The sequence below is a fragment of the Nonomuraea sp. NPDC050733 genome, from assembly GCF_040654215.1.
In the GTDB taxonomy this organism is placed as follows: domain Bacteria; phylum Actinomycetota; class Actinomycetes; order Streptosporangiales; family Streptosporangiaceae; genus Nonomuraea.
In genome coordinates this window covers 23263-49234 of record NZ_JBFAHO010000019.1, presented here as the reverse complement: position 1 = coordinate 49234, position 25972 = coordinate 23263, and the positions used below count along the sequence as shown (strand labels likewise).

Sequence of the window (25972 nt, the reverse complement as noted above, 5' to 3'; positions counted from 1 at the left end):
AGGACCTGAGCTACCTGCTGCGCTCCGAGGCGCCTGGAGGTCCTCACCATCCGTACGGGCCGCACGGCCCGTACGGGCGTCCGCCCCGTGTCCGGCGTGACCACACGCGGCTGGTGCCGTTCATCGTGGTGGCGCTGGTCGCGGTGCTGACCGCCGACGTGCTGCTGCTGGTCCAGCCCGGGGCGCAGCGGCAGCCCGTGCGGCAGGGGCCGGCGGCGGCGACGGCGCCCGCGCAGGCCCGGCCCTCGCCCGGGGAGACGCTGGTCGCCGAGGCCGGCCCGACTCCCGAGGTCAAGCCGCTGGGCACGCTGCACAAGCCCAACCTGTTCGTCGTCACCCGCAAGCCGTTCACCACGAAGCTGCTGGAGAGGGTGGCGCGGTTATCCGGCGTGCGGGCGCTGGAGCTGGCCGACGCGGCGTCCATCACGCTCGACGGCAAGCGCGTGCAGACCCTCGCCGTCGATCCCTCGACGTTCCGCTCCTACACGCCGAAGGTGACGGCGGCCTCCGACGCCCTGTGGAAGAACGTGGCGTCGGGTGACGTGGCGGTCTCGTTCGTGCTCGGCAACGACGGCGGGCTCTCGCTGCACAGCCGCGTGAGCGGCCCGACGGGCCCGCTGCGCATCGGCGCCTACGCGACGACGGGCTTCGGCGCGGTGGACGCCGTCGTGTCCAAGCAGACGGGACGGGCGCTCGGCCTGCCCCGCGACAACGCGCTGATCGTCAGCGCTCCCAGGACCAACTCCGCGAAGCTGCGCGACGCCCTGCTCAAGGTCCTGCCGAAGGGCACGCAGGTGGCCATGGTCAACCCGGTGCTGCCCCCGGCCAAGAAGCAGGCGAAGGTGTGGGCGGCCGGCGCGTTCATGTCGGTCGACCAGGTCACGGTGGCGCTGCGGGCGGCGGCCTCCAAGCTCGGCCGGCCGTACGTGTGGGGGGCCGAGGGGCCCGACACGTTCGACTGCTCGGGCCTGGTGCAGTGGGCCTACGCGCAGGCGGGCGTCAAGATGCCGCGCGTGACGCACCAGCAGTGGGTGACGGGCCCTCAGGTGCCGCTCTCGCAGGCGCAACCGGGCGACCTCATCTTCTGGCGCAGCGACCCGACCAACCCCGGCTACATCTCGCACGTGGCCATCTACTGGGGCAACGGCAAGATGATCCAGGCCCCGCGCACGGGTGACGTGGTGAAGATCAGCCCGGTGCACACCCGCAACCTCGCCGGCGTGGTCCGCGTCAGCCCTGTCCTGGCCGGCAGGGTCAGGTAACCGTAGAGTCAGCAGCTTCTTACCCTCCGGTGCATGCGCATGCCACGCAATGGTGTAATTCTGATTACATGGAAAGCGGAGAAAGCACAGCACAGGTACGCGCGTGGTTCACCGGCCGCCTGCCGGAGGGCTGGTTCACCGGCGCGCCCGAGGTCTTCCGCGACCGCGAGGAGATCGCGGTCATCGGCACGCTGCCCGAGCCGTCCGGCGACGTGCCGGAGGAGGAGCGCGCGGCGCTGGTCGACGGGCTCGTCCGGCGGTTCAGGGAGGAGACCCGGGAGCGCCGCGTCGAGATCGCCCGCGAGGCCGAGCGCAGGTTCCGCCAGAAGATCTCCTGGGGCGTCTCCTGCGGCGGGGAGACTGTGATGTTCACCACTCTGTCCGTGCCGGTGATGACCCGGCTGCGGCAGTCGGAGCGCCAGGTTCTCGACACGCTCGTGGCCGCCGGCGTGGCCCGCAGCCGCAGCGACGCGCTCGCCTGGTGCGTGCGCCTGGTCGGCAAGCACACCGACACCTGGCTGACCGATCTCAGGGACGCCCTGCGTCACGTCGACCGCGTCCGCTCCTCCGGGCCCGACGTCGAATCCTGAGACCACGCAGCGAAAACGAAACGGGAAATGGTTTATACCACTCCGGAAATTGGTTTAGACCATGCTCCGGAGGTCGGTGGGAGTGCGGGAAGCCATTCTTTTAAAACGGTTCCCGCTGGGTAGGCTCCCCGAATCGTCAAGGCCCCTGCCTGCGGCGACGCTCACGTGAACAGGTCTATGCCAATTGGCTTTCACGCGGCCTCGTCGTTAATGATGACTGGGCCCTGAAGACTCTGGAGGAGCCGTAGCCGTGTCGCTTTCCATCGATGTATCCGCCCCGACGAGCAATGCCGAATTGGCCGCCTGGGTGAACGAGGTGGCCGCCCTGACCCAGCCCGACCGGATCGAGTGGTGCGACGGCTCGGAGGCGGAATGGACCCGCCTGACCAACCTGCTGGTCGAGCAGGGCACGTTCACCCGCCTGGCCAAGCGGCCCAACAGCTTCCACGCCGCGTCGGACCCGAGCGACGTCGCGCGGGTGGAGGACCGCACGTTCATCTGCTCGGAGCGCGAGGAGGACGCCGGGCCGACCAACAACTGGGTCGCGCCCGCGGAGATGCGCGCGACCTTCGGCGAGCTGTTCAAGGGCTGCATGCGCGGCCGGACCATGTACGTGGTGCCCTTCTGCATGGGCCCGCTCGGCGGCGAGATCTCGCAGCTCGGCGTGGAGATCACCGACTCCCCGTACGTCGCCGTCTCGATGCGGATCATGACCCGGATGGGGGAACGGGCGCTCGGGCTCATCGAGGAACGCGGCGAGTTCGTGCGGTGCGTCCACAGTGTCGGCGCGCCGCTGGAGCCGGGCCAGGAGGACGTGCCCTGGCCGTGCAACTCCACCAAGTACATCAGCCACTTCCCCGAGACCCGCGAGATCTGGTCGTACGGCTCCGGTTACGGCGGCAACGCGCTGCTCGGCAAGAAGTGCTACGCCCTGCGCATCGCCAGCACCATGGCCCGCGACGAGGGCTGGATGGCCGAGCACATGCTCATCCTCAAGCTCACGCCGCCTGCCGGCGAGGCGCGCTACATCGCCGCCGCGTTCCCGAGCGCCTGCGGCAAGACCAATCTCGCCATGCTCCAGCCCACGATCCCCGGCTGGAGGGTGGAGACCGTCGGCGACGACATCGCGTGGATGCGGTTCGGCAAGGACGGCACGCTGCGCGCGATCAACCCGGAGGCCGGGTTCTTCGGCGTGGCGCCCGGCACCGGCGAGGTCACCAACGCCAACGCGGTCAAGACGCTCTGGGGCAACAGCATCTTCACCAACGTCGCCCTCACCGACGACGGCGACGTGTGGTGGGAGGGCCTCACCGACGAGCCCCCGGCGCACCTCACCGACTGGAAGGGCCGTTCCTGGACGCCGGACAGCGACGAGCCCGCCGCCCACCCGAACGCCCGGTTCACCACGCCTGCCGCCCAGTGCCCGACCATCGCGCCCGAGTGGCAGGACCCCGAGGGCGTGCCCATCTCGGCGATCCTGTTCGGCGGGCGCCGCGCCACCGCGGTGCCGCTCGTGACCGAGTCGCTGAGCTGGGAGCACGGCGTCTTCCTCGGAGCCAACGTCGCCTCCGAGAAGACCGCCGCGGCCGAGGGCAAGGTCGGCGAGCTGCGCTACGACCCGTTCGCGATGCTGCCGTTCTGCGGCTACAACATGGGCGACTACTTCGGCCACTGGCTGGAGATCGGCCGGCGCCAGGGCGCGCTGCTGCCGCGCATCTACTACGTCAACTGGTTCCGCAAGGACGCCGGCGGCCGGTTCGTGTGGCCGGGTTTCGGCGAGAACAGCCGCGTGCTCAAGTGGATCGTGGAGCGCCTCAACGGCGAGGCCGGGGCCGTGTCCACGCCGATCGGCCTGGTCCCCGAGACGCTCGACACCGAGGGCCTGGACCTGTCCGAGGAGGATCTGCGCATGCTGCTCTCGGTCGAGCCGGAGGTGTGGCGGGACGAGGCTGCCCAGATCCGCGCCCACTTCGACACCTTCGGCGACCACCTGCCGAAGGAGCTGTGGGACCAGTACAACGCGCTGCTGGACCGCCTGTCGTAGGCCGCCCACGAGTCTCTCGCGGCCGGCCCGTCAACGGCGACGGGCCGGCCGCGTGATCATGCGGCCCCTTGCCGGGCGGGGCGAGACATCCTAGGTTTTGGGGCGTGATCGTGGACGCGCACCAGCACTTCTGGGACCTTGGGACCGGCTCCTACCCGTGGCTGACGCCGGAGCACGGCGTGTTGTACCGCACCTACCGGCCGGCGGACCTGGCGCCCGAGCTGGCCACGGCCGGGGTGGACGCCACCGTGCTGGTGCAGGCGGCCGACTCGTACGAGGAGAACGACGCCCTGCTGGCGCTGGCCGACGCCCACGACTTCGTCGCCGCGGTGGTCGGCTGGGTGCCGCTGACCCGGCCGGACGAGGCCGCCGCGGCCATCGAGCGCTATGCCAGACATCCGAAGTTTCGCGGAGTGCGGCACCTCATCCACGACGAGCCGGACCCCGACTGGGTGGTCCAGGAGACCGTGCTGGAGTCGCTCGGTCTGCTGGCGGAGGCCGGGCTGACCTTCGACATGGTGTCCCAGCTGCCCCGGCACCTCGACCACGTCGTCACACTGGCCGAGCGCCATCCCGCGCTGCGCGTCGTCGTGGACCACCTGTCCAAGCCGCGCGTCAGGGAGCACCTCTGGGAGCCGTGGGCGTCCCAGATCGCGCGGGTCGCGGAGCTGCCCAACGTGTACGCCAAGGTGTCCGGGCTCGTCACCGAGGCCGACCACGAGAGCTGGACCGTGGAGGACCTGCGGCCGTACGTGGACCACGCGGTGCAGGTTTTCGGTCCCGAGCGGCTGATGGCCGGCAGCGACTGGCCGGTGGCGCTGCTCGCCGCCGACTACGGGACGGTCTGGCAGGTGACGTCGTCGCTGCTGGGAGGCACGGACCGGGATCTCGTGCTGGGGGAAACAGCGCGGCGTTTTTACGCATTCGAGTGATCTTCCGTCCGGCATTATGGCTGGGCGTTTTCTTGGGTTTAGGGAACTTTGGGGTGGATAAGCTGCGGATGTGGGGGGACTACGCTGCGTCGATGGATCTTTCCTTACCGTCACGCCCGTCGCGTGCACGGACAGCGTCGGCATGCCCTACGAGGTCACCCTGGAGCTGGCACGCGACGGCACGCCGTACGGCGTCGTGGGGGAGCGGTGCGGCTGGCTGCTGCGACGGCTGGCGCACGGCGTGGACGAGGCCCGCGCGGGGCGCGGGGCGGCCGGGCGGTGGCCGGACCCCGATGACCGCTTCCCCGACGAGGACCCGGACAGCGAGCTGTTCGTGTTCCGGTATCGTACGAGGTCATCCGTGGTGGGAGGAGGCGAGCTGCGCTGCCAGCTCCGCACGATCCCGCTGTGGGTGCCCGGGCGTGGCCGGCCCGGGCGATGGCGGCTGACGCGCCGCGCCTTCGTCGAGGCGTGGGGCACGGGCGGTGTCGGCATGCGAGCTGTGCTCACCTCGGCGGAGCTCGCGAGCTTCGTGCACGCGCTCGTGGCCGAGGCCGACGGCTGCCTCGCGACGACCGCGCCGAGACGGCGGACGCCCCGTCGTCCGGACGAAGATCTCACCAGGAATCCCAATGAGGGAGCAGGCACGGGCGAAACGCGGTGATAATTGCCTGTTAGGTCATTCGACCAAAGGCACAGCACCGCTGGGGAGGGACTCCGTGGGCCTGCGCGACCTGGTCTACCGGCTGTACGAACGCCGGTTGGAGGCCAAGCTGTCCAAGGACAGCGTCCCCCGGCATGTCGGGGTCATCATCGACGGCAACCGCCGCTGGGCACGCGCCATGGGCATGCGCGACGTCTCCAGGGGCCACCGCAAGGGTGCGGACAAGATCTCCGAGCTGCTCACCTGGTGCCGGGAGTCCGGCGTCGAGGTGGTCACGGTGTGGATGCTGTCCAACGACAACCTCAACCGGCCCAGCGAGGAGCTGGAGCCGCTCCTGCGGATCATCGAGGACGTCACGCGGGAGCTCGTGGAGCAGGGCTGGCGGATCAGCCCGGTCGGGGCGCTCGATCTGCTCCCCGACAGGACCGCCAATGTCCTGAAAAACGCGAAAGAAGAGACATCGCACCGTCCTGGCCTGATTGTGAACGTTGCAGTTGGGTATGGAGGAAGACGTGAGATTGCCGATGCGGTGCGCTCACTCCTCCAGGAGCAAGCCAGCAAGGGGGCCAGCATCGAGGACCTCGTCGAGGTACTCGATGTGGAGCACATCGCGGAGCATCTCTACACTCGCGGCCAACCCGACCCGGACCTTCTCATCCGGACCTCGGGCGAGCAGCGGCTGTCCGGCTTCATGCTCTGGCAGAGCGCTCACTCCGAGTTCTACTTCCACGAGGCTTACTGGCCTGACTTCCGCAGGGTCGACTTCCTGCGGGCGCTGCGCGACTACGCCGCGAGGCACCGGCGTTACGGTTCCTGACCCGACATCTGGGTATCCAAGACGTAACGTTGGAAGTGTCCGGTCACAGGCCGGACACTCCGGAGAGGGCCCCGTCCTTGCGCCAAGACTTGCCGAGGGGGCCGGAATTCGGCGTCGCCGGCACGTCGCGGCCGAGGACACGGGTCCGGTCCGATTCCCACCTCGTCTGCAGGGTGCCCCCCGCCAGGGGCGCCCGGGGGAGAACGTGTGGCAGTGTCCTCGAGCAACCCGTCCACCCAGTCCGGCAAGCGCACGTACGTGCTGGACACCTCGGTGCTCCTCGCCGACCCGGCGGCGATGACCCGCTTCGCCGAGCATGAGGTCGTCCTCCCGATCGTGGTCATCACGGAGCTGGAGGCGAAGCGGCACCATCCCGAGCTGGGCTACTTCGCACGCAAGGCCCTGCGCTACCTCGACGACCTGCGCGTCAGACACGGCCGGTTGGACGAGCCGATGCCGGCGGGGGACGGCACCATCAGGGTGGAGCTCAACCACAGCGACCCGACCATCCTGCCCGTGGGCTTCCGCCTGGGCGACAACGACACCCGCATCCTCACGGTGGCCCGCGCGCTGGCCGCCGAGGGCTGCGACGTCGTGCTGGTGTCCAAGGACCTGCCCATGCGGGTCAAGGCGGCCTCGATCGGCCTGGCCGCGGAGGAGTACCGCGCCGAGCTGGTCGTCGAGTCGGGCTGGACCGGGATGGCCGAGATCCAGGTGACCGACGAGGACGTTCAGACCCTCTTCGACCAGGGCTCGGCCGAGCTCGACGAGGCCAGGGAGCTGCCCGCCCACACGGGCCTGCGGCTGCTGTCGAACAAGGGCTCGGCGCTCGGCCGGGTGCTGCCCGACAAGTCGGTACGGCTGGTGCGCGGCGACCGTGAGGTGTTCGGCCTGCACGGCCGCTCGGCCGAGCAGCGGATCGCGCTCGACCTGCTGATGGACCCGGAGATCGGCATCGTGTCGCTCGGCGGCCGGGCCGGCACCGGCAAGTCCGCGCTGGCGCTCTGCGCGGGCCTGGAGGCCGTACTGGAGCGCCGCCAGCACCGCAAGGTGATCGTCTTCCGGCCGATCTACGCGGTGGGCGGCCAGGAGCTCGGCTACCTGCCCGGCACCGAGGGCGAGAAGATGGGCCCGTGGGGCCAGGCCGTCTACGACACCCTGGGCGCGATCACCTCACCCGAGGTGATCGAGGAGGTGCACGACCGCGGGATGCTGGAGGTGCTGCCGCTCACCCACATCCGCGGCCGGTCGCTGCACGACGCCTTCGTGATCGTGGACGAGGCCCAGTCGCTGGAGCGCGGCGTGCTGCTGACGGTGCTCAGCCGCATCGGCGCCAACTCCCGCGTGGTGCTCACCCACGACATCGCCCAGCGCGACAACCTGCGCGTCGGCCGGCACGACGGCGTCGTGGCCGTGGTGGAGAAGCTCAAGGGCCACCCGCTGTTCGCCCACGTGACGCTGACGCGGTCGGAGCGCTCGCCGATCGCCGCCCTGGTGACGGAGATGCTGGAGGACATCAACCTCTAGGTCACCTCAGGCGGGTCACTTCAGGTCGCCGCAGATGAACCGTCCCTCCACCTTGGAGGGGCGGTTCTCGTACCTGTGGACGATCTTGACCTGCTCGAACGCGGCGTCCTGCTGGGCCGTGCACACGATCTGGGCCTTGGCGGGCCGCGACAGGGTGCCCTCGCCCTTGACGATCACGGTGAGCGTCGAGGTGCGGGGCAGCTTGACCTCGTCGCGCCGGATCGGGTTGAGGGAGTCCTCGATGCCCTCCAGGGTGAACCCGCGCAGCGCGGTGTCACGGCCGCCGAGCGGCTGCGTGGAGGCCGCGAACAGGGCCGTCAGGAGGCTCTCCACGGTGTCCGACTCGACGTCCGCCGGCTCCAGCGTCAGCTTGCCGCCCTTGATCAGGTAGATGGTCTTGGACGGCGGAGGCACCGCGACCGTCGGCGGCCTGGCCACCTCCCGCACGTCGGTCGGCGAGATGCCGCAGGCGGACACAGGGACCAGCAGGGCGCCCGTCAGCAGCGCCAGGGCGCCCCGTGCGCCGCGTGGGCGCAGCGCGCCCCGGCCAGGGATCGTCCGTGCCGTGCGGGCCCTCATGCGCGCGGCAGCCAGACCGTGAAGAGCGTGCCCGGCGTCTGCGGGCGCACCGAGATCGTGCCGCCGTGGAGCTGCGCGTTGGCTCGGGCGATGGACAGGCCGAGGCCGCTGCCCTGGCTGCGGGTCCGCCCGGCGCCCGCCTTGAAGAACCGGTCGAAGACATGGGGCATCGCCTCGGGCGGGATGCCCTTGCCGTGGTCGCGCACCTTCACCTCCAGGCCGTTCTCCGTGCCCCGGGCGCTCACCAGAACCGGGGCGTGGCCGTGCTTGAGCGCGTTGCCCACCAGGTTGGCCACGATGACGTCGAACCTGCGCGGGTCAAGGTTGACCGTCAGGCCCGGCGATACGCTCACCTGCACGTCCTCGTCCCAGCCGCGCACCTCCAGGCAGCCCTGGACGGCGTCGGACACGTTGACCGGCTCCAGGTTGAGCGTGGCCGTGCCCGCGTCGAACCGGCTGATCTCGATGAGGTGCTCGATCAGCTCGCGCAGCCGCTCGATCTCCCTGAGCACGAGCCGGACGGCCTGCGCCGTGTCCTCGGGGAGCCGCTCCGCCTCGTCGTTGAGCACGTCCGCCACGGCCGTCATCGCGGTCAGCGGCGTGCGCAGCTCGTGGGAGACGTCCGCGACGAACCGGCGCGACATGGCCTCCAGCGCCCGCAGCTCCGACACGCTCAGCTCCAGCGCCGCCGCCGCGTCGTTGAACCGGGAGGTCAGCTCGGCCAGCTCGTCCTGCCCGTGGACCGGCAGGCGGGTGTCGAGCCGGCCCTGACCGAGCGCCTGCGCCGCCGCGCTCAGCCGCCGGACGGGGAGCAGCACCTGCCGGGCCGACAGCAGGGCCACGACGAGGGCGATGGCGACGATGCTGGCGCCGCCCTGGGTGAGCTTGCCGCGCAGCGTCGCGAGCTGGCTCTGCTCGTCACGCAGCGGGAAGAAGACGAAGGTACGCAGCCCGGTCGGCTCGGCGGTGGTGCCGGCGCGCCGGTAGACCTCGGAGCCGACGACGAGCCACAGCTCGTTGCCGATCACCCTGAGCTGGGTGACGACGTTCTGCTTGGCCCGGCCGTACAGCTCGTTGGGCACGTCGTCCATGGTCAGCGGGCCGTCGGCGTAGACGAGGTCGCGGTACTCGACGACGACGCTGCGTCCTGGGCCGTCGAGCGCCTGGCCGAGCTGCTCCAGGTTCTGCGCGGTGGGGGGCGCCTCGCCCTGCCGCAGTCTGCCGATCGGGAAGGTGACGCGGTCGAGCTCGCGGCTGACCACGTCCACGGCGGTGTCCTCGGCCCGCTCGACCAGCGCGCTCTTGGCCAGCTCGAAGCCGATGGTCGCGACGAGCACCGAGGCGGTGACGGCGACCAGGGTGAACGTGATGACGAGCCGCGCGCGCAGGCCGATGGGCAGTCTGACCAGCCGTCCGAGACGGTTCCTGATCATGGGGGGTTGAACCGGTAGCCGAACCCGCGCACGGTGTGGATGAACACCGGCTCGGCCGGCTTCGGCTCGATCTTCGCGCGTACCCGCTGGACGCAGGCGTCCACCAGGCGGGAGTCGGCGACGTGCGTGTGGTCCCAGACCTCGCGCAGGAGGTAGCGCCGGTTGAGCACCTGGCCGGGGTGGCGCACCAGCTCCAGCAGCAGCCGCAGCTCGGTCGGCGTCAGGTGGATCTCCTTGCCGGCCAGCGTGACCTTCAGCGCGCCCCGGTCGATCACGAGGTCGCCGAACGTGATGCGGTCCGAGGCCGCCGACTCGGCGCGGCGCAGGATGGCGCGGATGCGGGCGTCGAGCACGCGCGGCTCGACGGGCTTGACCACGTAGTCGTCGGCCCCGGCCTCCAGGCCGACCACGATGTCGAGGTCGTCGCCGCGGGCGGTGAGCAGGATCACGGGGAGCTGGTCGAGCCGGCGGATGCGGCGGCACACCTCGACCCCGTCGATGCCGGGGAGCATGACGTCGAGGATGGCGATCTCGGGCCGGCGCGACCGGATGTGGTCCAGGCCCTCCTCGCCGGTGGCGTAGGAGGTGACGGAGTGTCCCTGCCGCGTCAGTGCCAGCTCCAGGGCTGTCCGCACGGAGGCGTCGTCTTCGATCAGGAGGATGCCGGCCACCTGCACATTATTCGTCCAGATATGGGATGCATCTGACGCGCGTCATAGAACTGTGACATGTCACGCACACGACCACAAAGAACCCCCGTCAGCCTATAGGCGGCCTCTGCGCACCGGAAAGCCACGGTAACGTGTGACGAAAATCACACCATGCGGGAAACGGCACGCCAAGTGGCTGGTGGGGCCAGAGTTGTCCTGCCGAATGTCCCGTTTCGGTTGCGGACCACCCCCCAGGACAGGGCAAGCTCATTGCTCGTGAGCCCAGGTCCGCAGTTGAGTGAGCGTCGCGCTCCCGAAACCCCCCGCTCGGCACGCCGACCGGCCCGTTCCTCGAGGCTGACCCCCAAGCGGGTGCTCGGCGTCGGCCTGGCGGTCGTGATCGTCCTGGGCGGCGGCGGCTACGTCGCCTTCCGTGCCGTCCAGAACGCCAACGCGCCCCGCACCCCCCTGTCGCTGACCGACATGGGCAACATCGCCAGCGGCGACTTCGGCGGGTCCGACCCCAAGACCGACGCGCTCAAGGAGGCCGCCGTCCAGGCCTACCGGGCCGACAAGCTGAAGGACGGACGCGCCGGCAAGCCGTCCGGCTTCGACTGGGTCGAGGTCAAGAAGAAGGCCCCGGGCGGCGGCGGCTTCCCGCCCGCCAACTTCCCGCCCGGCAGCACCCCCTCACCGGGCAGCAACAAGGCCGTCGCCAGGACCATGCTCGCCTCGTTCGGCTACGGCGCCGACCAGTGGGGCTGCCTCGAACGGCTCTGGCAGAAGGAGAGCGGCTGGAACGAGCGGGCGATGAACCGCTACTCCGGCGCGTACGGCATCCCGCAGTCCCTGCCCGGCAGCAAGATGGCCTCGGCCGGCGGCGACTGGCAGACCAACGCCGCCACCCAGATCAAGTGGGGCCTCGGCTACATCAAGGGCCGCTACGGCACGCCGTGCGGCGCGTGGGGACACTCGCAGTCCACGGGTTGGTACTGACAGGTCATCCTTTTCCTCAGCAATCGGCAAGCCGCCGGGTCCGATCATGAGGGCGGGCGCACGCTGACCGCATGGCTGTGAAGGTCAGTGTGATCGTCGATGTCCACAACCCGGGTGACACGGCCGACCCGTGCCTGCGCTCCGTCCTGAGCCAGACGCTGCCGGCCGACGACTACGAAGTGATCTTCGTGGACGACGGGTCCGACGACGGGATCGCCGAGCGGCTCGACACCGTCGCCGCCGTGCGCCGCAACGTCCGCGTCCTGCACCTGCCGCACAGCGGCTCCCCGATGCGGGGCCGCAACGTCGGCATCGCGGCGGCCAAGGGCGAGTACGTCTACCTGATGTCCCAGTGCGACCGGCTGGAGCGCGAGGCGCTGGAACGCATGTACGAGCGGGCCGTGGAGACGGACGCCGACGTGCTGGTCGGCCGGCTGGCCCGCGACACGGGGCCGCCCATGAGCGCCTTCCAGCAGAGCCGGGCCCGCGCCGACATCCTGCGCGACCGGCTCTTCTCCCTCCTCACCCCGCACAAGCTCTACCGCAGGGCGTTCCTGGAGCAGCACGGGCTCGGCTTCGCCGCGCCGGGCGGCCAGATCGCCGAGCAGGCGTTCTCCGTGCGGGCCTACCTCCACGCCAAGGTCGTCGCCGTCCTCGCCGAGCAGGTCTGCTGCCATCTCGGCGAGTGGCCCGAGCCCGAGGAGGACCCGCGGACGATCGTGACGGAGCTGGGCGAGCTGCTGGACCACATCGACTCCTGCATCGGCGAGGGCCGGCACCGCGACCGCATGTACGCCTACTGGTTCCGCTCCACCGCGCTGCGCCCGTTCCTCACCAGCAGGTTCGCCGGCTCCTCCATCGACCGGGGCATGCACTTCACCATCCTCAGGGAGCTGGTGCTGGAGCGCTTCCCCGAGCGGCTCGACCGCTACCTGCCCGTTCACCTGCGGGTCGTGGCGGCGCTCCTGCGCGCAGGCCGGCTCGACCAGCTCGTCCTGCTGGCCAACTCCACCCGCCGCGCCGGGCTGGGCGCCGACCTGACCGAGGTCCGCTGGGACGGTCACGTGCTCGTGCTCGCGCTGACCGTCGAGGTGCTGGGCGGCGACGGGCGGCCCACCGTCTTCCGCTCCGACGGCGACCGGCTGCACTGGATCCCGCCCCGCTCGGTCGACCCCTCGCTGCTCCCGGACGGCGTCACCGACGTCACCTCCGCGGTCGAGCGAGCCCGCATCGAGGTCTACGTCCGGCACGCCGAGACGGGCGTCATCCACTTCCTGCCGGTCGCGTACCGGGTCGAGCGCGTCCCGGAGGGGCGCCGCCACACCCGCGTGCGCATCGTCGGCGAGGCCCGCGTGGACGCCACCGAGGCCGCCATGGGCCGGCCGCTGAGGTCCGGCCAGTGGGAGGTCCACGTCCGCATGTACGGCGGCGCGCACCAGTCCAGGGCCCGCGTACGCCGCCCCGAGGGGCCGCTCAACTGCCTCGGCGTGCTGGCCGAGCGGCCGAAGACGCGCCTGGTGGTGCCCTGCTGGACCGACGAGGGCGAGCTGGGCCTGGCCGTCGAGCCGCGCTCGTTCGCCGAGTCCATCGCCCTGGTCTCGCCGGGCGTCACCGTCCGGCGGCAGGAGGGCAGCCTGTACGTGGTGCTGCCGGTGCCGTACGTGCCGCCGAGCGGGGGGCCGCCGCTGGAGCTGGTGCTGCGCGGCACCGGGCGCAGGACGCGCGAGGTGAGCGCGCCCGCCCTCGTCGAGCCGGGCATGACGGAGCGCATCGCCGGCCAGCTCGTGGCCAAGCTCCCGGTCAGGCGGATGTTCGCGCCGCCGGACGTGCTGGGGCCGGGCCGGTGGCTGCCGTCGCTGCGCAGCGCGGAGGAGGAGATCGGGCTGCGGTTCGGGCTGGAGATCCGGCGCGGCGCGGCCATGGTCCGCCCGACCGCCGCCGTGGCCCCGCCCCGCCGCTCGCCGCTCGGCCGCGACACGGCCCTGCACCGGCTCGGCCGGCGCCTGCCCTTCGCCCGCCACCTCGTACGGCTGGCGCGCGCGGGCAGGCACCGCTACCTCAAGGAGTGAGGCTCCTTACCGGCCCGTCCACCGCTCCAGCTCGGCGAAGGCGTCGCGGAAGACCGGCAGCATCGGCTTGAGCCGGTCCGGGTGGACGTCCACCAGGCTGTCGAGGTGGTTGCCGCCCTCCACCCGGTGGTAGCGGAAGGGCCGGTGCGGGCCCACCATCCGCGCGTACACGTCCGAGTCGCGCTCGATCGGCAGCAGCGAGTCGAGCGTGCCGTGCAGCGTGATCAGCGGCTTGGTGATCCGCCCGGTGAGCGCGATCTTCGCGAGCGCCGCGTAAGGCCGGCGCGCGTCGTAGTCGTAGTCGGCCGGGGCGCCGTCGTAGGCCGGGTCCAGCTCCTTCTGGTAGAGCTGCTGGGTGAGCTCCCAGTAGTACTTCCGGTGGAACGGCCACAGGAACTCCGAGCCGGCCGCGAAGCCCGCCCTCCGCACCCCGGCCTCGTCCGGGTACGCCTTCAGCGCCTCCGGCAGGAAGTTGAGGAGGTTGTCGCCCTTGACCCGCCAGAGCGTGCCCTCCCAGTCGACGCCGCCGTCGTAGAGCCACCCGCGATTCTCCAGTTGCCACCTGACCAGGTAGCCGCCGTTGGAGATGCCCGCCATGTACGTGCGCCGCGGCGTCCTGCCGTACCGCTGGGCGGCGACGGCCTTGGCGGCGACCGTGAGCTGGGTGACGCGCTCGTTCCACTCGGCGATGGCGTCACCGGGGCGGCGGCCGTCGGTGTGGAACTCCAGGCCGGTGTTGCCCTTGTCGGTGGCAGCGAAGGCGTACCCCTTGGACAGCACCCAGTCGGAGATCGTGAAGTCGTTGGCGTACTGCTCCCGGTTGCCGGGCGTGCCGGTGACGACCAGGCCGCCGTTCCAGTGCTCGGGGAGCCTGATGACGAACTGGGCGTCGTGGTTCCAGCCGTGGGTGGGGTTGGTGGTGGAGGTGTCGGGGAAGTAGCCGTCGATCTGGACGCCGGGGACGCCGGTGGGGTTGACGGTGGCGGCCGAGTGCAGGCCGGCCCAGTCGGCGGGGTCGGTGTGGCCGGTGCGGGCGGTGCCGGCGGTGGTGAGGTCGTCGAGCGTGGCCGTGACGGCCCGCTCGGCGCCCGGCACGGTGAGCGCCCCGGCCCGCTCGGATGACGGGGCGGCCGGTAACGCCGGGCCGAGCAGGCTCGCGACGAGGGTGAGGGCGACGAGCATCAGGACTCCAGGAGATGCCGGGCCAGCAGGCGCCGGAAGTCGTCGGGGCGTTCCAGGTGGGGGCTGTGTCCGCACTTGTCCAGCACGGCCTCGCGGTACGGGCCGTAGCGGCCGAGCACGGCCCGGGTCTGGGTGACCATGGGCTGCGCCGGCGTGCCGGGGGAGCCGGGCACCACGCCGATGGCGCCCAGGTGGGCCAGGTCGAACAGCGAGGTGTCGGAGACGATGACGTCGTCGGCCCCGCGGATCCACAGGACGGGCGGCTTCGGGCTGATCTCGTGGAGGTCGTCCAGGCGGAAGCGGGTGGGCGCCGCGGCGTTGAGCACCCCCCGGGTGCCGGGCGCGACGCCCGGCCACGCGGGGGAGGTGGCCGCGTCACCCGGGTAGTGGCCGTCGCCGACCCGGGTGGTGAGCATGGCGGCGACGTACCGGTCCTCGTCCTCCACCGGGCCGGCCACGTACGCGGAGCGGAACACCGACCGGGGCGAGGCGGGGTCCTCGTCCGACAGGTCGCCGCGCCGCAGCCGGGCCACGAACTCCTGGTTGACCGCCCCCGCCCCGGACCCGGCGCCGTCGGGATGGGTCAGTGTGCCGTCCGGGCCCTCGGTGCCGCCGAACCCGTAGGGGGAGATCGGGTTGACCAGCGTGACCGACCGGACGGCGGCGGGCCGGTCGCGCAGCGCCTGGAGCACGACGCCGCCGCCGAGGCTCCAGCCGACGAGGTGGACGGCGGGCAGTTCCAGCGCGTCCACCAGCTCCAGCAGGTCGTCGGAGTAGTCCCGCAGGCCGCGCGTGGCGTCCACGGGCTCCGGGTCGGTGTCGCCGAAGCCGCGCAGGTCCACCGCGAGCGGCCGGAAGCCGTCCGGCAGCGCGGCCATGCTCGTGTGCCAGAACGCCGAGGAGGAGACGTTGCCGTGGACGAACAGGACCGGCTCGCCGGCCCGGCCCCCGACGGTCACGACGTGCTGGGTGAGCCTCGGCGTCGTGACCTTCATGGACGTGAGCTCCGGGGCGGCGCTCACACGCGGACCTTCTCGGCCAGGTCACGGCCCTGGGTCTCGCGGGCGGCGAAGACGGCGACGAGCGTGAGCACCGCCGCCGCGGCGAGGTAGACGGAGATCGGCAGGGAGCTGCCGAAGTCCTTGAGCAGGGCGACCGCGATGAGCGGGGCCAGCGCCCCGGCCACGATCGCCGAGAGCTGCGCGCCGATCGACACCCCGGTGTACCTCATCCGGGTGCCGAACAGCTCGGAGAAGAACGCCGCCTGCGGGCCGTACATCATGCCGTGGAAGATCAGGCCCACGGTGACGGCCAGCGTGATCGCCAGGAAGTTGCCCGTGTCGATGAGCGGGAAGAACGCGAAGATCCACAGTCCGATCCCGGCGGCGCCCGCGATGTAGAGCGGCCGGCGGCCGAGCCGGTCCGACAGGGCGCCCCACAGGGGGATCGTGACGAAGTGGATCGCCGAGCCGATCAGCACGGCGTTGAGCACGGTCGAGTTGGCGATGCCGGTGCTCTTGGCGTAGGTGATGACGAAGACCGTGATCAGGTAGAACGAGATGTTCTCCGCCAGCCGCGCGCCGATGGCGATGAGCACGTCGCGCCAGTGGTGGCGCAGCACGCCGATGATCGGCGCCGCCTCCTCCGGCTCGGCCTGCTGGAACACCGGAGACTCCGAGATCGACAGCCTGATCCACAGCCCGAGCAGCACCAGCACGCCCGACAGCAGGAACGGCACGCGCCAGCCCCAGCTCAGGAACGCCGCGTCCGACTGCGTGGCGGCGAGGATCGCCAGCACGCCGGTGGCGAGCAGGTTGCCGCCGGGCGCGCCCGCCTGCGGCCAGGAGGCCCAGAAGCCGCGCCGGCTCGCGTCGCCGTGCTCGGAGACGATCAGGACCGCGCCGCCCCACTCGCCGCCGAGCGCGAAGCCCTGCACCAGCCGCAGCGCCGTGAGCAGCACCGGCGCCGCGGCGCCGATGGTCGCGTACGTGGGCAGGCAGCCGATGAGGAACGTGGCGGCGCCCATCATGAGCAGGCTGACCACCAGGAGGGTCTTGCGGCCGAACCGGTCACCGTAGTGGCCGAAGATCAGGCCGCCGAGGGGGCGGGCGACGAATCCGACGGCGAGGGTGAGGAACGCGAGCAGGGTGCCGGTCAGCGGATCGGCCTGGGGGAAGAACAGCTTGTTGAACACGAGGGCGGCTGCCGAGCCGTACAGGAAGAAGTCGTACCACTCGATGGTGGTGCCGATCAGGCTGGCGCCGACGACCCTTTTGATGGAAGTGGCCATGCCGTCACGCTAGGGAGTGACGGGGATCACTCATATGGGGGCGAAGCCCACAGTCTACGGCGTCGATGTGTGGCCGAGGCGGTGCAGGCGGAGCGCGAGCTGGATCTCCAGCGCCCGCTCCGGCTCCGACCAGCCGTCGCCGAGGAGCTTGCCGATGCGGTCCAGCCGCTGGGTGACGGTGTTGACGTGGATGTGCATGACCTCGGCCGTGCGGGACGGGGAGCAGCCCGTGCCGAAGTAGGCGGCCAGCGTGCCGGTCAGCGCGGTGCCCCGGCGTGCGTCGTAGTCGACGACGGGGCCGAGCGCCGAGCGGACGAAGCCGTGCACGTCGCGGCCCTCGCCGATGAGCAGGCCGACGAAGCCCAGCTCGGCGGCGCTCGCGCCGTCGCCCGCGCGGCCCAGCGCGATCAGCGCCTCCGCGCACCGCCGCGCCTCCCGGTAGGCCGCGGCCACGTCACCCGCCACGTCACCGGACCTGTTGCCCGCCCCGTCGCCCGCCAGGTCGCCCGCCCGTGAGGCGCCCGCCGTCGCCGGCGTGCCCAGCGAGGCGCTCAGCTCGGCGGCGACGCGCTGAGCGAGCGCGCCCGCGTCGTCGCCGGGCAGGAGCAGCACGACCTCGCCGGCCCGGCCCGCGGCCAGCCCGTGACGCACCGCGGCGTGCGAGGACGCCCAGAACGCGGCCCGCTCCCGCTGCCCGTCGTGCCGGGCGGCCACGACCACGTGCGGCGCGCCCAGGTCCACGCCCAGCCGCCGCGCCCGGTCCGTCAGGCCGGGAGTGCCGGGCCGGGAGATCAGGTCGTCCAGCAGCTCGCCCCGCACCCGCCCCTCGGCCTCGGCCACGCTGCGGCGGAACAGCAGCAGCAGCGCGCACACCAGCGCCGCCCGCTCCAGGATCCGCTCGTCGGCGTCGTCGCTGCGCAGGACCAGCGTGCACAGCGGCTCCCCGCCGACGTCCACCGACGCGATCCGCAGGTCGCCCCTGCGCACCGTACGGCCCAGCGCCCGCGACGCCTGCGCGGCCTCGAACACGCCCGCGTCCAGCTCGCCCACGGCCCCGTCGAGCGGCCCCGCGATCGGCCTGCCCAGGTCGTCGAGCACGGCCAGCGAGCCGCCCAGCACGTCGGTCACCACGGCCGCCACGTCCTCGATGCCGCCGCCCCGCAGGACCAGCGAGGTCATGCGGTCGTGCGCGAGCGCGGCCCGCTCCACGGCCTCGGCGTGCGCCCGGGCGGTGCGATGGGCGCTGGACAGCTCCTCCAGCGCGTTGCGCGTCTCCTGGAGCAGCCGGGCGTTGTCGATGGCGACCGCCGCGTGCGCCGCCAGGCTCGCCAGCAGCGACACCTCCTCCTGGTGGAAGGGCCGGGCGCTGCGGTCGGCCGCCATCAGCACACCGATCACCCGCTGCCCCAGCCGCAGCGGAACGCCGAGGATTGCGACCAGGCCCTCCTCCTTGACGGCCTCGTCGATGTCGTGCTTGTGACGGAACCTGGCGTCGGCGAAGTAGTCGGCCGTGGCGTACGGGGTGGCGGACTGCGCCACCAGCCCGCCGAGCCCGGCCCCCATGGCCAGCCGCAGCGCGCGGAACTTCGCCGAGATCGACCCGTCGGTGACCCGCATGTACGTGTCGCCCCGCTCCGGGTCGTGCAGGGTCATGTACGCCGTGTCGGTGGCCAGGAGCTGCCTGGCCCGGTGGACGATCGCCTCCAGCACCGCGTCCAGGTCGCGCAGCGCGGCCAGGTCGCCGGCCGTGTCGTACAGGGCGGACAGCTCGGCCTCGCGCCTGGCCCGCCGTCTCAGCAGCGCCCGCACCTTGAGCGCCTCGATCTTGGCGCGTTCGAGCTCCTCGATCGTCGCCGCGTCGGCCCCCGCGGCGCGCGCCTGGATGATCGGCCCCTCGAACTCCACAGCCGACGCCTCACGGGCGAGCAGCTCCAGGAAGTGGGTGCTCGACGTGCTCATGGCCTCCACTCCGTGGAGGCGGCTCGGTCGCTCACTCCCGTCGCCTTCCCTCGTCGCTCTGGTCGCTTCGCTCCCGTCGCTCCTCAGTCCAGGCGACGGCGCTCCCTCGCGGGCTACCGCGCGGTCCAGCCGCCGTCGACGGGCAGGGAGACGCCCGTGATGAACGAGCCGCTCGGGCCGCACAGGTACGCGACCAGCTCGGCCACCTCCTCCGGCTCGATGAGGCGCTTGATCGCCGCGGGTCTCAGCATGACGTCCTCGACGACCTTACCCGGATCGATGCCGTGGGTCCTGGCCTGGTCGGCGATCTGGTCCTCCACGAGCCGCGTGCGCACGTACCCGGGGCAGACGCAGGTCGAGGTCACGCCGTGCGGGCCGCCCTCCAGCGCGATCGTCTTGGACAGGCCCTCCAGCGCGTGCTTGGCCGTCGTGTACGCCGACTTGTACGGCGAGGCGCGCAGCCCGTGGACCGACGAGATGTTGACGAACCGGCCCCACTCCCGGGCGTACATGCCGGGCAGCACCCGCCGCGCGATGAGGAACGGCGCCTCCACCATGACGCGCAGCATGGTGGCGAAGACCTCCGGCGGGAACTCCTCGATGGGCGCCACGTGCTGGAACCCGGCGTTGTTGACCACGATGTCCACGTCGGCGGGCAGCCCCTCGGCGAACTCCGGATCGCCCAGGTCGGCCACCACGGCCGTGCCGCCCACCTCGGCGGCCACCTTCCCGGCCGCCTCCGCCCGGCGGTCGACGACGAGCACGTGCGCTCCCGCGGCGGCCAGCCGCCGCGCGCAGGCGGCCCCGATGCCGCCGCCCGCCCCGGTCACCAGCGCGGTCCGCCCCGTCAGCTCCACCGCCAGTTCGTTCGCCATACCTCCGACCCTAGGCGCTGCGCCGCAGCCGCAGGATGGGGCCCGGCCACACAGATCGCCATCGCCCTATGTGGGCCGGACCGGCTGGTACAGTTTTCCGCATGACCGCGTATGCGCAGCAGTGGTGGCCCGCCTCCTAGGCGGACCCGCACGCGCATACGCACCCCGGCCGCCTCGACGAGGCGGCCGCCCGCATGTCCGGGACGCCCCCCGTCGAGCACCTCGACCAGCGAAAGGGCGTTCACATGACGATCACCTGGGCCTCCCTGCTCGGCTCGCTCCTCGACGGCTCCTCCCTCCGGGCACACCAGACCGCGTGGGCGATGGATCAGATCATGTCCGGCGCGGCCACGGACGCCCAGATCGCCGGCTTCGCCGTGGCCCTGCGCGCCAAGGGCGAGACCGTGGAGGAGGTGACGGGCCTGGCCGACGGCATGCTGGCCCGCTCGTACGCGATCAGGGTGCCGGGCGAGACGGTGGACCTCGTCGGCACCGGCGGCGACCGGGCGGGCACGGTCAACATCTCCACCATGGCCGCCGTCGTGACCGCGGCGGCCGGGGCCCGCGTGGTCAAGCACGGCGGCCGGGCCTCCTCCTCGACCACGGGCGCGGCCGACGTGCTGGAGGCGCTGGGCGTGCGCGTCGAGCTGCCGCCGGCCGAGGTCGTGCGGGTCGCGGAGGAGGTGGGCATCACGTTCTGCTTCGCCGGGGCCTTCCACCCGGCGATGAGACACGCCTCGCCCGTCCGGCGCCAGCTGGGCGTGCCCACGTTCTTCAACTTCCTCGGCCCGCTCACCAACCCGGCCCTGCCCGCCGCGCAGGCCGTGGGCGTCGCGGACGCGCGCATGGCGCCGGTGATCGCGGGCGTCCTCGCCGAGCGCGGCTGCTCCTCGCTCGTCTTCCGCGGCGACGACGGCCTCGACGAGCTGACCACCACCGGCCCGTCCACGATCTGGGTGGTACGGCGCGGCAAGGTCACCGCGACCCCGTTCGACCCGGCCGACCTCGGCATCCCGCGGGCCCGTCCGGAGGATCTGCGCGGTGGCGACGCCGAGCACAACGCGGCGGTCGCCCGCGCGGTCCTGGCGGGCGAGCCGGGGCCGGTGCTCGACATCGTGCTGCTCAACGCCGCCGCCGCGCTCGTGGCCGCCGAAGGGGCCCCGCCCGCCGCCGACCTCGTCCCGGCTCTGGGAGCCGCCCGCAAGCGCGCGGCCGACGCCGTCGAGTCCGGGGCCGCCGCCGCGCTGCTGGCACGCTGGGCCCGCGCGACCGGCTGAGCGGCGCCGGTCAGTCCTTGCCGGAGTTCGTCATGGCCAGGACGTCGAGGACCGCGTCGAGCTGCGCCTCGGTGATCTTGCCGGACGCGACGTGGCCGCGCTCGACGACCACCTCCCGGACGGTCTTGCGCTCGGCCAGGGCCTGCTTGGCGATGCGCGCCGCCTCCTCGTAGCCGACGTAGCGGTTGAGCGGGGTGACGATCGACGGCGAGGACTCCGCGTACTCGCGCAGCCGCTCGACGTTGGCCGTGATGCCCGCCACGCAGCGGTCGGCGAGCAGCCGCGAGACGTTCGCGAGCAGCCGGATCGACTCCAGGATGTTGCGCGCGATCACCGGGAGCTGCACGTTGAGCTCGAACGTCCCCGAGGCGCCGGCGAACGTGATGGCGGCGTCGTTGCCGATGACCTGCGCCGCCACCATGGCCGTCGCCTCGGGGATCACCGGGTTGACCTTGCCCGGCATGATGGACGAGCCGGGCTGGAGGTCGGGCAGGTTGATCTCGCCGAGCCCGGCGCGCGGCCCGGAGCCCATCCAGCGCAGATCGTTGGCGATCTTGTTGAGGGACACGGCCACGACCTTGAGCTGCCCCGACAGCTCGACGATCGAGTCCTGCGCGCTCTGCGCCTCGAAGTGGTCCAGCGCCTCGCGGAACGGGATGCCGGTCGCCTCGCGCAGCTTGGCGATGGCCTTCTCGGCGAAGCCCGGCGGGGTGTTGATGCCGGTGCCCACGGCCGTGCCGCCCAGCGGCAGCTCCAGCACGTGCCCGAGCGCCGACTTCACCCGCACCAGCCCGTGCTCGATCTGCGAGGCGTAGCCGCCGAACTCCTGCCCGAGCGTCACCGGCGTCGCGTCCATCAGGTGGGTCCGCCCGGACTTCACCACCTGGTCGAACTGGAGGGCCTTGGCTCGCAGGCTCGCCGCCAGGTGCTCCAGCGAAGGCATCAGGTGGTAGGTCACCTCGGTAGCCGCCGCCACGTGAATGGAGGTGGGGAAGACGTCGTTGGACGACTGCGAGGCGTTCACGTGGTCGTTGGGATGGACGGGCCGGCCCAGCCGCTCCTGCGCGAGGTGGGCGACGACCTCGTTGGCGTTCATGTTGGACGAGGTGCCGGAGCCGGTCTGGAAGACGTCGATCGGGAAGTGGTCGTCGTGCTCGTTCTCGGCGACGTCGGCCGCAGCCTGCGCGATCGCCTCGGCCAGGTCCTTGTCCAGGACGCCCAGCTCGGCGTTGACCTCGGCGGCCACGGCCTTGATGAGGCCGAGCGCGGCGATGTGCGACGGCTCCAGCGGACGTCCGGAGATCGGGAAGTTCTCGACCGCCCGCTGGGTCTGCGCGCGCCACCGGGCTCCGGCGGGCACGCGCACCTCGCCCATCGAGTCTGTTTCGATGCGGAACTCGCTCATGCCCCCAGTCTGTCCCACACCGGACGCCTCAATCGGGGGCGCGGGCGTGCCGGATCAGCTTGACAGGATGGCCACGATGAGGATCGCGATCATCACGGCGGCCGCGGCGGCCACCGCCATGAGGACGAGCATGCCCGTGCGGTTGCCGGAGGGCCGCTCCTCGGGCCCCGCGATGGCGAACAGGTCGGTGCCGAGCCCCTTGGAGTCGGGCCGTTCCGTGGCCATCCCCTGCGGCCCGTAGGGTGCCGGGCCCGGCTGACGGGGGCCGGGAGGAGGACCCTGGTAGGGGCCCTGACCGGGAACCGGCTGCTGGGGGTACTGGCCGGGCCGGCTCGGCGGCACGGGGCGGGCGGGCTGCTGTCCCGGAGCCGGCGGGTAGACCTGCTGGCCGGGGGGAGCGCTGTGGGGCCGGGGCGTCTGGATCCGCTGGGTGTGGAGGGACCCCTCGTCGACGGGCGGCCCCTGCTGGGGGCGGCCCGGGAGCGGGGTCTTGGGGCGCATCAGGCTGACTGTGCGCTCGGAGTCGGGCACCGCCCCGCCCGGCCCCTGGCCGCCGGTCCGTTGAGAACCGGGCTGCTGGGGGCCGGACTGCTGGGCGGCGGGCTGCCGGCTGCCCGCCTGCTGAGGTCCGGCCTGCTGGGGGCCGGTCTGGGCGCCGGGCGCCGCCCCGGCCTTGGGGCGCGGCACCGTACCGGAGCCGTCACGACCGGAGCCCTGGGACCCGGCCGTCCCACCGCCCTGCGGACGCGCGCCCGCTCCCCGCTGAGGGCCGGACGCCGGCGAGCCCGGCCTCCCGGGGCCGCCGGTGGAGTTGGTGGCGTCGGGCACGGAGGCCTCCTGGCCGGTCAGGGCCTCGGCGGTGATGACCGGCATCTCGTGGGTGGGGGTGTCGGCGACCATCCGCAGCATGGTCTCGGCCTTGGCCGCGCTCAGCCGCTTCTTGTGGTCCTTGTTCAGCAGCCCGGTCAGCACGGGCCCGAGCTGACCCGCCTGGGTGGGCGGGTCGGCGTTCTCGCTCAGCAGCGCCGCGAGCGTCTCCGCGATCGAGGCCCGCTCGTACGCGGGCCGCCCCTCGACGGCGAAGTACAGCGTCGCCCCGAGCGACCAGATGTCGGACTCGGGACCGGTGTACTCGCCCCTGGCGCGCTCCGGAGCGGTGTAGCCGGGGGAGCCGATCACCATGCCGGTCTTGGTGAGCCTGGGGTCGCCCTCGGCCTTGGCGATGCCGAAGTCGGTCAGCACCACGCGGCCGGTCTCGGTGATGAGCACGTTGCCCGGCTTGACATCGCGGTGCGTGATGCCCTGGGCGTGCGCGGCCCGCAGCGCGCCGAGCAGGTCGACGCCGAGCTCGGCGACCAGCCGGGGCGGCAGCGGCCCCTCCTCGTCGATCACCTGCTCCAGGGAGCGGGCCTCGACCAGCTCCATGATGATCCACGGGCTGCCGTCCTCGATGAGCACGTCGTGGATGGCGGCGACGGCCGGGTGGCTGATGCGTGCCGCGATGCGGCCCTCGCGGACCATGCGCTCGCGCAGCTCGGCCCGCTGCTCCTCGGTGAGTCCGGAGTCCTGCCGGATCTCCTTGACCGCCACCTCGCGGCCGAGGGCGCGGTCCCTGGCGCGCCACACCGTCCCCATCGTCCCTCGGCCGAGCGGAGAGATGAGCTCGTAGCGCTCGGCGAGCAGGCGTGTCTGGTGTTCCGGCATGAGAAGAAGATATCTATTTCGCTTGGAAAGTGCTTTAGCCTCGCTTGCGAAGTTCCCTTGGCCAGAACCGTCGAGGAAGGCACAACTTTATCACCGTCGTCATGACGCGGGCATAGATCGACGGAGTCGCGGGCCGCTGCTCCACCCGCCGGCGATGGACGCCTTCACCGGGCCGGCGCTCCTGCCTGGGCGAGGGCACCGTGACCGGGGCGGCCAGCATGTCGGACCGCTGCATGGCGTCGGCCCTGTGCAGCCCGCGGTGCGCGGGCCTGCGTGGGAAAGAGGCCGCGGTCACCGCCTGTGCCGCTCGTACGGGCCTGCGGGAGGCCAGCGGCTCCTCGGCCGAGCCGCCCGCCGCCACGCGCGCCAGCATGAGCGAGGCGCGCACGGAGTCGAGGCGGGTCTCCGGGTCGATGCGGAGCAGCGCGTCCAGCACGGGCGCGAGCGGGCCCGCCTTGGTCATCGGGATGGGCTCGCCGCTGGTCAGCGCCGCCAGGGCCGCGGCGGCCGTACGGCGGCCGTGCAGGCCCCTGCCCTCGACGGCGGTGTAGAGCGTCGCGCCGAGCGACCACAGGTCGCCGGCGGGACTGGCCTTGGCGCCGAGCACCCGCTCCGGCGCGATGTAGCCCGCCGAGCCCAGCACGATGCCCGCCTGCGTGATAGAGACGTCGCCCTCCAGCGCCGCCAGGCCGAAGTCGGTGAGCACGGCCCGGTCGTCGGTGACGAGCACGTTGCTGGGCTTCACGTCGCGGTGCAGGATGCCCTTGGCGTGCACGGCCCGCAGCGCGCCGAGGATCTGCCGGCCGATCTCCGCGGCCCGGCGCGGATGGAGCGGTCCTTCCTGCTGGATGAGCTGCTCCAGCGACCTCGCCTGCAGCAGCTCCATGACGATCCACGGCCGGTCGTCCTCGGTCACGACGTCGAACACCGTGATGACCGACGGGTGCGCCACCATCGCCGTGGCCCGGCCCTCGCGCTCGGTGCGGGCGCACAGCTCCGCCCGCAGCTCCTCGTCGAGGACCGCCGGCAGGCGTACCTCCTTGACCGCGACGTAGCGGTCGAGCAGCTCGTCGTGCGCCCGCCACACGGTGCCCATGCCGCCGCGTCCGACCGGCTCCAGGAGCCGGTAGCGCGCGGCGAGAAGGTAACCGGAGGGCGCACGCATGCCTGGCAGCTTACCTATTTGTGTAAACCGACCAGTAGAGGCCCGGCCGATAAAATGTTGCGAATCCAAGTCAACCCGTCTGACTCGCCCCGTCAGCGAGCCTGCTCGGCGCGCCCATGGACGCGCGAAGTGTCTGCCCGTCCACATGGTGGGGGCCCGGCCGCCGCACCGCAAGGGATGCGCGCGACGCCGTGGGTACGTGCCCGCCGCGGACCCCGGTCCCGGATGCCGTGACTCCCGACCGTTCCGCACCGGATACGGAATGGCATTCTCCCAGCTCTGGGCCCCTTTCCGGGTAGCTTCCCCAGGTCCGGAGAAAAGCGCATTACGCCGATAAAGGGGGTCGAGTCAGCGCGGGAAGGGGTGCGCCGGGAACTCTGGGGTGCGGTAGGCCGGTTGTAAGGGTGTCGTAAGGGGGTGGGTGCAGAGTGAAGCTACTAACGAGGCGACTCCTCAAGAATCCGGAAAGTGGCCGCCACGATCGGCAGAATGGGGAGCACGCGTCGGAGGCACGACCAAGTCAGCGATCATGACGGCTTCACCCGAAGGACG

Annotated in this window: 21 protein-coding genes; 10 read left to right on the top strand and 11 right to left on the bottom strand. The window is 72.0% G+C overall.

Annotated elements, in window-relative coordinates:
* The first annotated feature begins 113 nt into the window (after positions 1 to 113).
* From AB0H64_RS26505 to AB0H64_RS26475, 7 genes are all read left to right on the top strand, one after another.
* A complete protein-coding gene (locus tag AB0H64_RS26505) occupies positions 114 to 1262 on the top strand; it encodes a C40 family peptidase (protein WP_357629502.1) in 1149 nt (382 codons plus the stop codon).
* Positions 1263 to 1330: 68 nt separating this feature from the next.
* Positions 1331 to 1852 carry a hypothetical protein gene (locus AB0H64_RS26500; RefSeq protein ID WP_357629499.1) on the top strand — a complete coding sequence of 174 codons (522 nt, stop codon included), beginning with the start codon at positions 1331 to 1333 and terminating at the stop codon, positions 1850 to 1852.
* A gap of 250 nt (positions 1853 to 2102) precedes the next feature.
* Entirely contained in the window at positions 2103 to 3896 is a 1794-nt protein-coding gene (locus AB0H64_RS26495; protein WP_357629497.1) for a phosphoenolpyruvate carboxykinase (GTP), read from the top strand.
* Between the two features lie 104 nt (positions 3897 to 4000).
* Complete coding sequence (locus tag AB0H64_RS26490; RefSeq protein WP_357629494.1) at positions 4001 to 4828, top strand: amidohydrolase family protein; 828 nt, start codon at positions 4001 to 4003, stop codon at positions 4826 to 4828.
* 142 nt (positions 4829 to 4970) lie between these two features.
* A complete protein-coding gene (locus AB0H64_RS26485; protein ID WP_357629493.1) occupies positions 4971 to 5492 on the top strand; it encodes a hypothetical protein in 522 nt (173 codons plus the stop codon).
* Positions 5493 to 5547: 55 nt separating this feature from the next.
* Positions 5548 to 6309: an isoprenyl transferase gene (locus AB0H64_RS26480; protein ID WP_357629490.1), complete on the top strand. Its 762-nt coding sequence runs from the start codon at positions 5548 to 5550 to the stop codon at positions 6307 to 6309.
* Between the two features lie 207 nt (positions 6310 to 6516).
* Positions 6517 to 7836, top strand: coding sequence for a PhoH family protein (locus tag AB0H64_RS26475; RefSeq protein WP_357629489.1), 1320 nt, complete (start codon positions 6517 to 6519; stop codon positions 7834 to 7836).
* A 15-nt stretch (positions 7837 to 7851) separates the two neighbouring features.
* On the opposite strand, the gene AB0H64_RS26470 is transcribed toward AB0H64_RS26475, so the two are convergent.
* From AB0H64_RS26470 to AB0H64_RS26460, 3 genes are read right to left on the bottom strand one after another with little or no spacing between them, the layout of a single operon-like run.
* Positions 7852 to 8415 carry a hypothetical protein gene (locus tag AB0H64_RS26470; RefSeq protein ID WP_357629486.1) on the bottom strand — a complete coding sequence of 188 codons (564 nt, stop codon included), beginning with the start codon at positions 8413 to 8415 and terminating at the stop codon, positions 7852 to 7854.
* Positions 8412 to 9848 (bottom strand): HAMP domain-containing sensor histidine kinase, encoded by a 1437-nt coding sequence (locus AB0H64_RS26465; RefSeq protein ID WP_357629485.1) that lies wholly within the window; start codon positions 9846 to 9848, stop codon positions 8412 to 8414. Before AB0H64_RS26465 ends, AB0H64_RS26470 begins: the two co-directional genes overlap by 4 nt.
* Positions 9845 to 10519 (bottom strand): response regulator transcription factor, encoded by a 675-nt coding sequence (locus AB0H64_RS26460; protein ID WP_357629482.1) that lies wholly within the window; start codon positions 10517 to 10519, stop codon positions 9845 to 9847. The genes AB0H64_RS26465 and AB0H64_RS26460 overlap by 4 nt, the downstream gene beginning before the upstream one ends.
* 273 nt (positions 10520 to 10792) lie before the next feature.
* Between AB0H64_RS26460 and AB0H64_RS26455 the strand changes: the two genes are divergently transcribed.
* The gene (locus tag AB0H64_RS26455; RefSeq protein ID WP_357629479.1) at positions 10793 to 11494 is read left to right on the top strand and encodes a lytic transglycosylase domain-containing protein; all 702 of its coding nucleotides are present in this window, start codon (positions 10793 to 10795) and stop codon (positions 11492 to 11494) included.
* Positions 11495 to 11565: 71 nt separating this feature from the next.
* The gene (locus AB0H64_RS26450) at positions 11566 to 13563 is read left to right on the top strand and encodes a glycosyltransferase family 2 protein (protein WP_357629476.1); all 1998 of its coding nucleotides are present in this window, start codon (positions 11566 to 11568) and stop codon (positions 13561 to 13563) included.
* Positions 13564 to 13569: 6 nt separating this feature from the next.
* On the opposite strand, the gene AB0H64_RS26445 is transcribed toward AB0H64_RS26450, so the two are convergent.
* From AB0H64_RS26445 to AB0H64_RS26425, 5 genes are all read right to left on the bottom strand, one after another.
* Entirely contained in the window at positions 13570 to 14745 is a 1176-nt protein-coding gene (locus tag AB0H64_RS26445; RefSeq protein WP_357629473.1) for a tannase/feruloyl esterase family alpha/beta hydrolase, read from the bottom strand.
* On the bottom strand, positions 14745 to 15767 hold the full coding sequence (locus AB0H64_RS26440; protein ID WP_357629470.1) for an alpha/beta hydrolase: 1023 nt from the start codon (positions 15765 to 15767) through the stop codon (positions 14745 to 14747). The genes AB0H64_RS26445 and AB0H64_RS26440 overlap by 1 nt, the downstream gene beginning before the upstream one ends.
* On the bottom strand, positions 15764 to 17035 hold the full coding sequence (locus AB0H64_RS26435) for an MFS transporter (RefSeq protein WP_357629467.1): 1272 nt from the start codon (positions 17033 to 17035) through the stop codon (positions 15764 to 15766). Before AB0H64_RS26435 ends, AB0H64_RS26440 begins: the two co-directional genes overlap by 4 nt.
* A 54-nt stretch (positions 17036 to 17089) precedes the next feature.
* A complete protein-coding gene (locus AB0H64_RS26430; RefSeq protein ID WP_357629465.1) occupies positions 17090 to 18994 on the bottom strand; it encodes a helix-turn-helix domain-containing protein in 1905 nt (634 codons plus the stop codon).
* 113 nt (positions 18995 to 19107) lie between these two features.
* Positions 19108 to 19869, bottom strand: coding sequence for a 3-hydroxybutyrate dehydrogenase (locus AB0H64_RS26425; RefSeq protein WP_357629462.1), 762 nt, complete (start codon positions 19867 to 19869; stop codon positions 19108 to 19110).
* A 245-nt stretch (positions 19870 to 20114) separates the two neighbouring features.
* On the opposite strand from AB0H64_RS26425, the gene trpD reads away from it, so the two are divergent.
* Entirely contained in the window at positions 20115 to 21146 is a 1032-nt protein-coding gene (gene trpD, locus AB0H64_RS26420; RefSeq protein WP_357629460.1) for an anthranilate phosphoribosyltransferase, read from the top strand.
* A 10-nt stretch (positions 21147 to 21156) separates the two neighbouring features.
* Here the strand turns inward: trpD and AB0H64_RS26415 are convergent, their stop codons facing one another.
* From AB0H64_RS26415 to AB0H64_RS26405, 3 genes are read right to left on the bottom strand one after another with little or no spacing between them, the layout of a single operon-like run.
* Complete coding sequence (locus AB0H64_RS26415) at positions 21157 to 22551, bottom strand: class II fumarate hydratase (RefSeq protein WP_357629457.1); 1395 nt, start codon at positions 22549 to 22551, stop codon at positions 21157 to 21159.
* A 54-nt stretch (positions 22552 to 22605) separates the two neighbouring features.
* A complete protein-coding gene (locus AB0H64_RS26410) occupies positions 22606 to 24255 on the bottom strand; it encodes a protein kinase (protein ID WP_357629454.1) in 1650 nt (549 codons plus the stop codon).
* Between the two features lie 34 nt (positions 24256 to 24289).
* The gene (locus AB0H64_RS26405; RefSeq protein WP_357629451.1) at positions 24290 to 25420 is read right to left on the bottom strand and encodes a serine/threonine-protein kinase; all 1131 of its coding nucleotides are present in this window, start codon (positions 25418 to 25420) and stop codon (positions 24290 to 24292) included.
* Positions 25421 to 25972 lie beyond the last annotated feature (552 nt).